Annotated in this window: 8 protein-coding genes; 4 read left to right on the plus strand and 4 right to left on the minus strand. The window is 64.0% G+C overall.

What is annotated here, in order from left to right; translation table 11 throughout:
* The first annotated feature begins 6 nt into the window (after positions 1–6).
* Genes lpxA through E4Q08_RS05500 form a run of 4 tightly spaced genes read left to right on the plus strand, consistent with a single transcriptional unit; the run spans position 7 to position 3,356 of the window.
* Positions 7–777 (plus strand): acyl-ACP--UDP-N-acetylglucosamine O-acyltransferase, encoded by a 771-nt coding sequence (lpxA, locus tag E4Q08_RS05485; RefSeq protein WP_169069644.1) that lies wholly within the window; start codon positions 7–9, stop codon positions 775–777.
* Positions 774–1,955, plus strand: a complete 1,182-nt coding sequence (gene lpxB / locus E4Q08_RS05490; RefSeq protein WP_169069634.1) for a lipid-A-disaccharide synthase — start codon at positions 774–776, stop codon at positions 1,953–1,955. The genes lpxA and lpxB overlap by 4 nt, the downstream gene beginning before the upstream one ends.
* Complete coding sequence (gene rnhB, locus E4Q08_RS05495; protein WP_169069635.1) at positions 1,939–2,532, plus strand: ribonuclease HII; 594 nt, start codon at positions 1,939–1,941, stop codon at positions 2,530–2,532. The genes lpxB and rnhB overlap by 17 nt, the downstream gene beginning before the upstream one ends.
* Positions 2,529–3,356 carry a TrmH family RNA methyltransferase gene (locus tag E4Q08_RS05500; RefSeq protein ID WP_169069636.1) on the plus strand — a complete coding sequence of 276 codons (828 nt, stop codon included), beginning with the start codon at positions 2,529–2,531 and terminating at the stop codon, positions 3,354–3,356. The genes rnhB and E4Q08_RS05500 overlap by 4 nt, the downstream gene beginning before the upstream one ends.
* Before the next feature lie 21 nt (positions 3,357–3,377).
* Here the strand turns inward: E4Q08_RS05500 and E4Q08_RS05505 are convergent, their stop codons facing one another.
* The 4 genes from E4Q08_RS05505 to E4Q08_RS05520 all read right to left on the minus strand — a co-directional run bounded on the left by E4Q08_RS05505 (position 3,378) and on the right by E4Q08_RS05520 (position 8,452).
* Positions 3,378–5,270, minus strand: a complete 1,893-nt coding sequence (locus E4Q08_RS05505; RefSeq protein WP_169069637.1) for a transglutaminase-like domain-containing protein — start codon at positions 5,268–5,270, stop codon at positions 3,378–3,380.
* Positions 5,267–6,613, minus strand: a complete 1,347-nt coding sequence (locus E4Q08_RS25645) for a DUF58 domain-containing protein (RefSeq protein WP_169069638.1) — start codon at positions 6,611–6,613, stop codon at positions 5,267–5,269. The genes E4Q08_RS05505 and E4Q08_RS25645 overlap by 4 nt, the downstream gene beginning before the upstream one ends.
* 13 nt (positions 6,614–6,626) lie before the next feature.
* On the minus strand, positions 6,627–7,559 hold the full coding sequence (locus E4Q08_RS05515; protein WP_034914760.1) for an AAA family ATPase: 933 nt from the start codon (positions 7,557–7,559) through the stop codon (positions 6,627–6,629).
* A gap of 188 nt (positions 7,560–7,747) precedes the next feature.
* Positions 7,748–8,452 carry a hypothetical protein gene (locus E4Q08_RS05520; protein ID WP_169069639.1) on the minus strand — a complete coding sequence of 235 codons (705 nt, stop codon included), beginning with the start codon at positions 8,450–8,452 and terminating at the stop codon, positions 7,748–7,750.
* Positions 8,453–9,078: the final 626 nt, after the last annotated feature.

Here is a 9,078-nt window from a genome sequence, read left to right on the forward strand (position 1 = left end):
ACGGCAGTGATCCATCCGAGTGCCATCGTCGAGGCCGGTGCGCAACTCGGAGCCAACGTTTCCATCGGTGCCTTTTCGATCATCGGCGAGCAGGTCGAAATCGGCGACAATACCGTGGTCGGCCCGCATGTGGTGATCTCCGGGCGAACGCGCATCGGCTGCGACAACCACATCTACCAGTTTTCCTCGCTCGGCGGACCACCGCAGGACAAGAAGCACGCCGGTGAGCCGACGCGCCTGGAGATCGGAGACCGCAACACGATTCGTGAATTCTGCACCTTCAACCTGGGCACTGCCCTCGATGCCGGCGTCACCCGCATGGGTGACGACAACTGGATCATGGCCTATGTGCACATCGCGCATGATTGCCAGGTCGGCAACCGTACCGTGTTTGCCAACAATGCGCAGCTGGCCGGCCATGTGCACATTGGTGACTGGGTGATTCTCGGCGGTTTTTCCGGCGTCCACCAGTTCTGCCGCATCGGCGCGCATGCCATGACCGCTGCCGGGACGGTGGCGGTGCAGGACGTTCCGCCTTTCGTGATGGCCGCCGGCAATACCGCCAGTCCTTTCGGCATCAACGCCGAGGGCTTGAAGCGCCGGGGTTTTTCGCCAGAGGCAATGCTGGCCCTGAAACGTGCCTACCGCACGCTCTACAAATCCGGACTGATGCTCGAAGAAGCGCGCGCCAAGCTCGTCGAAGATGCCGTCGCACATCCCGAAATCCAGCCGCTGATCGACTTCCTCGCGGTATCGAAGCGCGGCATCATCAGATGACCGCAGGCGTGCTGCGGATTGCCATGGTGGCTGGTGAAGCCTCGGGCGATCTGCTCGCCAGCCAGCTCATCCAGGCACTGCAGGTCAGGCTGCCGAATGCCGTGTTCTATGGCGTCGGGGGTCCAAAAATGCTCGGACTGGGCTTCGACGCCTGGCATCCGCTAGAGAAGCTGGCGGTGCGCGGCTACGTCGAGGTGCTCAGGCACTATCGTGAAATTGCCGGTATTCGCGCGGACCTCAAACGCCGCCTGCTGGCTGATCCACCCGATGTGTTCATCGGTGTTGACGCGCCGGATTTCAATCTCGGGCTCGAAAAAGCACTCAAGCAGCGCGGTATTGCGACCATTCACTACGTCAGTCCGTCGATCTGGGCGTGGCGCGGCGGACGCATCCACAAGATTGGCGCGGCGGTGGCACGGGTCTTGGCGCTGTTTCCCTTCGAGCCGGAGATCTACCAGAAGCAGGGAATTCCGGTGAGTTATGTCGGCCATCCACTGGCCGACATGCTGCCGCTCGAAGATGCCCGCGAAAGCGTGCGCACGCTGCTTGGACTTCCTTCATTGGCTGCCGTTTTTGCGCTCTTGCCGGGCAGCCGGCAGTCCGAGCTGCAATACATGGCCGATACCTTCATCCAAACCGCACTGCGGATCCACGCCGAGATCCCGGATGCGATTTTTCTCGTGCCGCTGGCAACTCGCGAAACACGCCTGCTCTTCGAAACTGCGCTGCATCGCTGCCAGGCACAGGAGCTACCGATTCGCCTGCTGTTCGGGCATGCGCATCAGGCGATGATGGCCGCCGACGTTGTCCTGGTGGCCAGCGGCACCGCCACCCTCGAGGCCGCACTGCTCAAGCGACCGATGGTCATCGCCTACAAGATGGCACCGCTGTCCTGGTGGCTGATGCAGCGCATTGGCGGTTATCTGCCCTATTGTGGCTTGCCGAATGTGCTGGCCGGTCGCTTCATCGTTCCCGAGTTCATCCAGGACGATGCGACTCCCGAGAACCTCGCGCAGGCGCTGCTCAACCTCTACGCCGACAAGACTGTGTGCGATGGGCTCAAGGCACGCTTTCGAGAACTGCATCTGCAATTGCGCCAGAATGCTGCCGAAAAGGCAGCGCTGGCAGTGATCGGCTGCCTGCCGCCGGCATCGAGCAAACATGCTGCTGCAAGCTGAGGGCCTGGTTTGTGGGCTTGACGAGGCCGGCCGGGGCCCGCTCGCCGGGCCAGTGCTGGCCGCCGCAGTGATCCTTGACCCGGCGCGGCCGATCGCCGGCCTCAAGGACTCGAAAAAGCTTTCCGCCCGGCAGCGCGAAACGCTCGCCGCAGAGATCCGCGCCAGGGCGCTGGCCTGGGCGGTTGCTGCCGCGAGCGTCGAGGAAATCGACCGCATCAACATCCTGCAGGCCAGTCTGCTGGCCATGCAGCGCGCCGTCAGCGCACTCACCGCAAAGCACCACCTGGTGCCGGTACGGGTGATGGTCGATGGCAATCGTTGCCCGCAGTTGCCGTACCCCGTAGAAGCCGTCGTCGGCGGCGACGGCAAGATCGCCGCCATTGCCGCGGCGTCGATTCTGGCCAAGACCGTACGCGATGCCGACATGCGCGAACTGCATGTTGCATATCCGCAGTACGGTTTTGATCGGCACATGGGTTATCCCACCGCCCAGCATCTCGCGGCGCTGCGCGAACACGGCGCGAGCCCCGAACATCGTCGCAGCTTTGGGCCGGTGGCGCGCCTCGGGCCACCGTGAGACGCATCGCCGCGCGCGACAATCCGCATTACAAGGCGCTCAAAAAACTCGGCGAGAGCGGCCGCGAGCGGCGCAAGAGCGGGCGCGTGCTGCTCGACGGCATGCATTTGATCGAAGCCTACGGCCGCCACTGCGGCATTCCGGAAGAAATCCTGGTCAGCGACAGCGGCGCCGGTCGGCCGGAGATCGCCAGATACCTGGAATGCCGTGGGGCCGCGAAGACCAGGACACTACTTTCCGATGCGCTGTTCGGCGAACTCGCGACGGTCGACACACCGAGCGGCATCATGGCTGTCGTGCCGCTGCCGGCGGCGATGCGCAAGCTCGACTACGACGCCGATACGGTGCTGCTTGATGGCGTTCAGGATCCCGGCAATGTCGGTTCGATCCTGCGCAGCGCAGCCGCCGCGGGTTTTCGCCAGATCCTGTTGTCGATCGACTGCGCGCAGGCCTGGTCGCCGAAGACGCTGCGTGCCGCGATGGGTGCACATTTTCAGCTCGACCTTCATGAAAACAGTGATCTCGGCGAGTTCCTTGCTGCCTATCGCGGGCAATCCGTCGCCACCGCACTCGCCGCGCCGCTCAGTCTGTATTCGGCCCGGCTGCAAGGACCGCTGGCCTGGGTCTTCGGCAGCGAGGGTCTCGGCGTCCGGCCTGCCGTGCTGGCTGCGACCCACCTGCAATTGCGCATCCCGATGCCCGGCGCCACCGAATCTCTGAATGTTGCTGCCGCCGCTGCAATCTGCCTGTTCGAAACGCTGCGGAGCCGGGAGTGTCATCGGGCGGAAGCCCCAGTTGGGCGTTCCGCCCAGCCGCATGGATGACATGCGACCGCAAGCAGGGCATTATTTTTTCGCAGCGGAACCATAACGATTCCGGTACAGGGCTTCGATCAGGTCGCACGCGCTGGCAATCCGAGGCGCACCCAGAATTGACCTGCCTTCGCGGTCAACCCGGGCAATCCAGGCGCGTGGGGGTTCGCTCAGACGACGGCCGAGCCCCAGGACGGCAAACTCATGCTCCAGCGCCCGGAACGAACGTATCTCCTCGCTGGGTACGTCCTTCGCCGGATCGCCAGCCCCGGAGTTCTTTCCGCTGGATCTCCGTACCTGCCCGGCGCGTCTCAGCGTCAGCCACGCCAGCAGCGCCGCCAGCAGCGTGGCAAGTGCCAAGGCGGTTACCGGGTACCCGGATGCGGCCATGTCGCGCTGCAACTCAGCGAAACGTCGCCAGGCGAAAGACAGGAGATCCGACAGCGGTCGCCAGAACGGTGCCGCATCCTCTTCGACCGTCAGCCAGGTGGATGGTGTCGTATCGACCTCGATCCACTGGCCATCGACAAAGGCCTCGGACCAGGCGTGCGCGTGCCGCTGCCGCACCAGAAAAGCCTTTTCGAGTCGGCTATATTCCTGCACGGAATAGCCGGTGACATAGCGTGCCGGAATGCCCAATGCCCGCAGCAGCAACACGGTGGCGGTTGCGAAATACTCGCAGTGGCCAGCGCGGTCGGTCAGCAGGAAGCGCTCGAGGTCGCGTCCGCCGCGCTGCTCATCGCCCAGGAACAGGGTATAGCGGAAGTGCCCGGCGAACCAGTCCTGCAGGCCCATCAGCCGTTCGCGCTCGCTTCTTTTGGTCAGCGTCGCAAGTTCAGGCAAGCGCAGCAGCAGGTCGGCAAAACCGGACGGCAGCGACAGGTCGGCGGTCTCGGGCTTGCTTGATGCCGCAACCGCCTCCCTTGCCACCACGACATCGACTAGCGGCGGCGCTTCGCCAGCTCGAACGACACCATAGGCGTTGCGCTGCAGGATCCCGGGCGCAGCGCCGATATGTTCGGCGCCGACGGGTACGGGGATGATTGCGACACCCTTGCGGCTTTGTCCGTGCAGCTTAAGCCATGGCTGGCCCTTGGCCGGCGCGGCAAGCAGCGGCGCAAAAGAATCCTGCCGCGCCACCCAGGCGCCATTCGCGTACCGGGTGAACACGCCGCTGCGCAGTAGCAGCGGAGCAACGGCGGGTGGCGCCTGCTCGACCCGCCAGAGGATCCGGTCGGAGAGCTTGACGCGGCCGAGGTCACCGATCCGCGTCTGGCTCTGGTAGGGGTCGGCATCGGTATCGAACAGGATATCGATGCCCCATTCCTGCAACGCGAGTTGACCGCGCTGCAACCCTACACTCGCACCATAAGCCACGGCAACCGCGAGCAGCGAAGCGAGAGCGAAGGCGGCAAGCCCCTTCCCGCGAGGGGATGGCCGCGCCAGGAGAAGCCATGTCAGCATGACGGTAGCCAATGCCCAGAAAAACCACGGCGATGGCTTGGCCAGCGCGCTTGCCGAGAGCATGGTCATGGCCAGGTAGGGTGCGCTCAGCTTGGCTACGTGGTCGGCATCCGGGTGCGTCGAGCGACGCAGCGTCAACGCCAGGTGCCGCAGACGGAGCCGCGTTTCGCTCAGCGCTTCGAGCAGCAGCAGCGGGAAAAGTGCGGCGGGCAGCCAGCCGGTACCCGCCAGCAATCCCTTCGGCAAGCCCTGCGCCAGGAGAAATCCCCCTACGGTCAGCAAGACCGCCAGTGCAGAGAGGTCGACCGCACGGTTCAAATCGCGGTCTGTCAGGGTCAGCCGCAGGCCGCTGGCGGGTGCCAGTAGGCGGGCAACGGCGAGCAGAATGCCCAGCGCGTCCTGGCCGGTGGCGAAGCCCCACAGGAGCAGTCCGGCCGCTTGCAGCCACGCGGGCGTCGTCATGTCGCCGGCGTCGCGGCGGGTGCTTCGGGAACGGCGATGCGCCTCAGGATGCCGGCGAAGCCCGCATCGTCACCAGCGAAGCGCGCGCCATCCGGCTCCACGACCCACACTGCCGGTCGCACACCGCGCGCCAGCAGGCGCCGGACCGCGTTCTGGCGGGGCTCGTCCCAGGCCAGGAAGATGGCAATGACTGACGACACCTGTGCGGCGTTGCGCTCGAGCGTAGCCAGCAGGGGATCGATACTCGCCGGTGGCGTGGGCGCGACCGTGGCGAGCAGGCGCAGCAAGGCATCGGCGCCGCCGAGACCGCGGCCGGCGGTGACGCGATGCACACGCTCGCCGACAAAGATCAGGTCGAGCAGGCTGTCGGCGTCGCGCGCTTGGGCGACCAGCCAGGCCGCCATCGATACCGCCGTTTCGAAAGCCGGCGCGAACGGATACGGTGCAGCGGTGTCAAGCAGCAGCGCGTGCCGCGCGAAGAATTCCTCCTGGAATTCACGCACCACCGGCTTGCCAGTGCGTGCGAAGCTGCGCCAGTGGATGGCCCGCAGCGGATCGCCCGGGCGGTAGTCGCGCAGGCAACGGAACTCCTCGGCGTCGCCGACGTGCTGCGCCAGCGCAATGCCACCGGGCTGGAGCAGGCGATGGCTGGCGGCGGGCGGCAATTCCACCGGCAGGCGCGTCGGCAGCACCGCTAACGTGGCCTCTCCAGCGTTGACCGGCACGCGCGTTTCCACCAGTCCGAGCGGACCGGGAATGACAAGCGCAAGACTCTCGAAAACGGCGAGCCCGCGTGCCGTTGGCCGTATCGCGACTTCGATGTCGACACGCTGGCCTGGAAGTAGCGGCGGCATACTGATCCGTTCCACGTCGATCGCGCGTAAGCGTCGCAATATCTCCAGGAACGCCGGGTAGCCGATCCGCTGGTCGAAGCGGTTGCTTGCCGCCGCTCCCCGAAAATGCTCGAGTGATGTCGGCGATGGCCAGGGCTGGCGCAACTGTTCGACGAGGCCGCCTGTTCGAGTTGGCTGCGTACGTTCATTCTGCACTTCGATGCGGTATCTTGCTGGCTCACCAGACGTCACGAAGTCGGGTAAATGGCGGCGCACGCTCAAGCGTGGCGCACGACGGTGCACAAGGACAGCGGCGGCAGCGTCGACCGCAACGACGCTCGCGCCGAGGGAGAACAGCATATGCGCAAGATTCGATTGGGTGTCGAGCCCAAAAGCACCGGCAAAGGCAGTGAGCGCGACAATCACCAGTCCGGCTGGTGTCAGCCGCTCGCGCAGCCAGCGCGACGCCACGAAGACGAAGCGGAAGAGCGCAAGTTTGTGCGTGGCCACGGCCTATCGCCAATCAGAGTGGCACGGGTATCCGCCCGAGAACGTCGCGTACCACTTCGGCACCCGTGGTGCCCGAATAGCGCGCTTGCGGATCGAGCGCCAGGCGATGGGCGAGCACGTCGGGCGCGATATCCTGGATCGTGTCCGGCGTGACAAAGGATGCGCCATCGAACAGCGCCAGTGCCCGGGCCAGCTGGAAAATCGCAATCGAGGCGCGTGGGCTCGCGCCCATCTGAACCGCCGGATGGCTGCGCGTGGCCTGGACCAGGGTGACGATGTACCGGCGCAACACCGGCGCCACCGTGATTCCGGCCGCAGCATCGCGTGCCGCCAGCAGACCGGCGACAGTAGCACAAGGCACGAGCTGGTCAAGCGGATGCCGTGCGGCGCTGTAGTCGAGCAGACGCTCTTCCTCTTCGGCACTCACATAGCCCAGGCCGAGCCGGATGCCGAAGCGGTCCAGTTGTGCCTCGGGCAGTGGATAGGTGCCGGCCTGCTCCACCGGGTTCTGCGTGGCGATGACGAAGTAGGGTTGAGGCAAAGCTCGCCTCTGGCCATCGACCGTCACCTGCGCCTCGGCCATGGCTTCCAGCAGTGCCGACTGGGTACGCGGCGAAGCCCGGTTGATTTCGTCGGCAAGGAATACATGGGCGAACACCGGTCCTTCATGGAAGCGGAAGGATTGTGTCTTCGCGTCGAAGATGGAGACGCCGACGATGTCGCTGGGCAGCAGATCCGGGGTGAACTGTACCCGCGAAAAAAGTGCCTCGACCGAACGGGCGAGTGCCTTGGCCAGCGTCGTCTTGCCGGTGCCGGGGTAATCGTCCAGCAGCACGTGCAGGCCGGCAACCCAGGCGGAAACGATCTTGCGCACGTTGGCGTGCTGCCCATGCAACACCTTGGCCAGGTTGGCCGCGATGGCGCGGGGAGCGGTGATATCGGTCATGGCGGAAGTCACTCCGGTGTCCACCTTCGACGAGGTCGTCAGGAAGATGCGGCTGGTTTCACGCCGTAACCGGACACATGCTCGCAGCGGCCAAAGTTATTCTGACGCTTGTGAGCACGTTCTGCTGCCTGCAGCAACAAGAACAAACGACGCGGCTTTCTGCGCCACCGCTCGACGACCATGAAGCGCTAGGCGGCGCGACGGCGGCTTCGTGTGAGGCCAGCGATGCCGATCAAGGCAAGGGCAAGTGTCGAGGGCAGCGAAACCTCCGCAGAAGGCGAAATACTTGCAGTCACGGGCAGATCGCCTTCCGGATCGAGATCGGCCGGCAGATCTACGACTCCACCCACCGAGATGGTCACGATACCGATTTGGGGCACATCAATACTAGCCGTACCCTGGGAAATATTGAGCGTGTCAAAGCACCACCCGACCTTCAAGGATCCCGATTGCGTAAGCGTTCCCGAAACACCATTGATCGTGATGGCGCGGTCCAGACTGAAGGGGTTGAGAACGCCATCCGAACAGTTCCCGGTGTCCGGACCTGCCGAGCCGCCACCGGTATGTCCCGGAATGAAGGTGAAGGTGAGCGGAGTAAACGAAGGGGGCAACGCCAGGTGGTCGGCAGTGTACGTATCGCCCGTGAGGCTTATCTGATCGGCCCCAGGGTCCTTCGGATAACTCCCAAGGTCCCAGCAGTTTCCGCTGAAATCTGGTACCGCCGAGCCAGCAGAGGGGGCAAGATCGGGTCCTTTGCAGGCGCCAACGTCAGTGAGAGCAATTGGGGCGATAGTGATGGTCAGAAGAGCGGCCGATGCGGTGCCCGACATCCCGAGTACCGCCGAAATTGCCAACCCAAGCGCAGAAATCCACCGAGTCAGGATGCTTTTCATCGTTCTTGACCTTTCGTTCAATCGTACCGTCGTTTCGTCTGAAGCAGTTTTCGTGCCAGAATTTTACAAACGTAATTATGTTGTTCTTGTTATTCTATTTTCGCACCTTCCGTGGAGAGGTAATTTCCCCTAGCCAGGCCGCAGGTGTAAAGAATCCCGACACTGAAGACCCTGTGGCTGTCTACTCGCTTGGGTCGCCGAAGGATAGGAAATCCAACTCCAGCATCCAGAGTATAGTATAGGAGCCTTCCGAGCCACGGCTGGTTATCGTCACCGATGTAGGAAAACGGGATCGAGTTCTCGGGGTGCGAATCAAAGTGTTGGTCGAAGTACTTTGTTCGATGGAGAGGCGTTGGCATGGGTGATCACCCCTCCCCCCTCGCGGGGGAGGGGTTGGGGGGAGAGGGGGCCATGGTTGCACACGAATTCGTCGAATCCTTGCGAAAGCATATGGCCAGAGCCGTCAGTCTGCTCTGCTGGCCTCTGCGAGGGCATGGACGNCCCCTCTCCCCCAACCCCTCCCCCACAAGGGGGGAGGGGAGCACATCGGACCCTCCCAATACTTTCATTCACACCCCGAGAACTCGATCCCGTTTTCCTACATCGGTGACGATAACCAGCCGTGG

It is taken from the genome of Candidatus Accumulibacter contiguus, assembly GCF_012940005.1.
In the GTDB taxonomy this organism is placed as follows: domain Bacteria; phylum Pseudomonadota; class Gammaproteobacteria; order Burkholderiales; family Rhodocyclaceae; genus Accumulibacter; species Accumulibacter contiguus.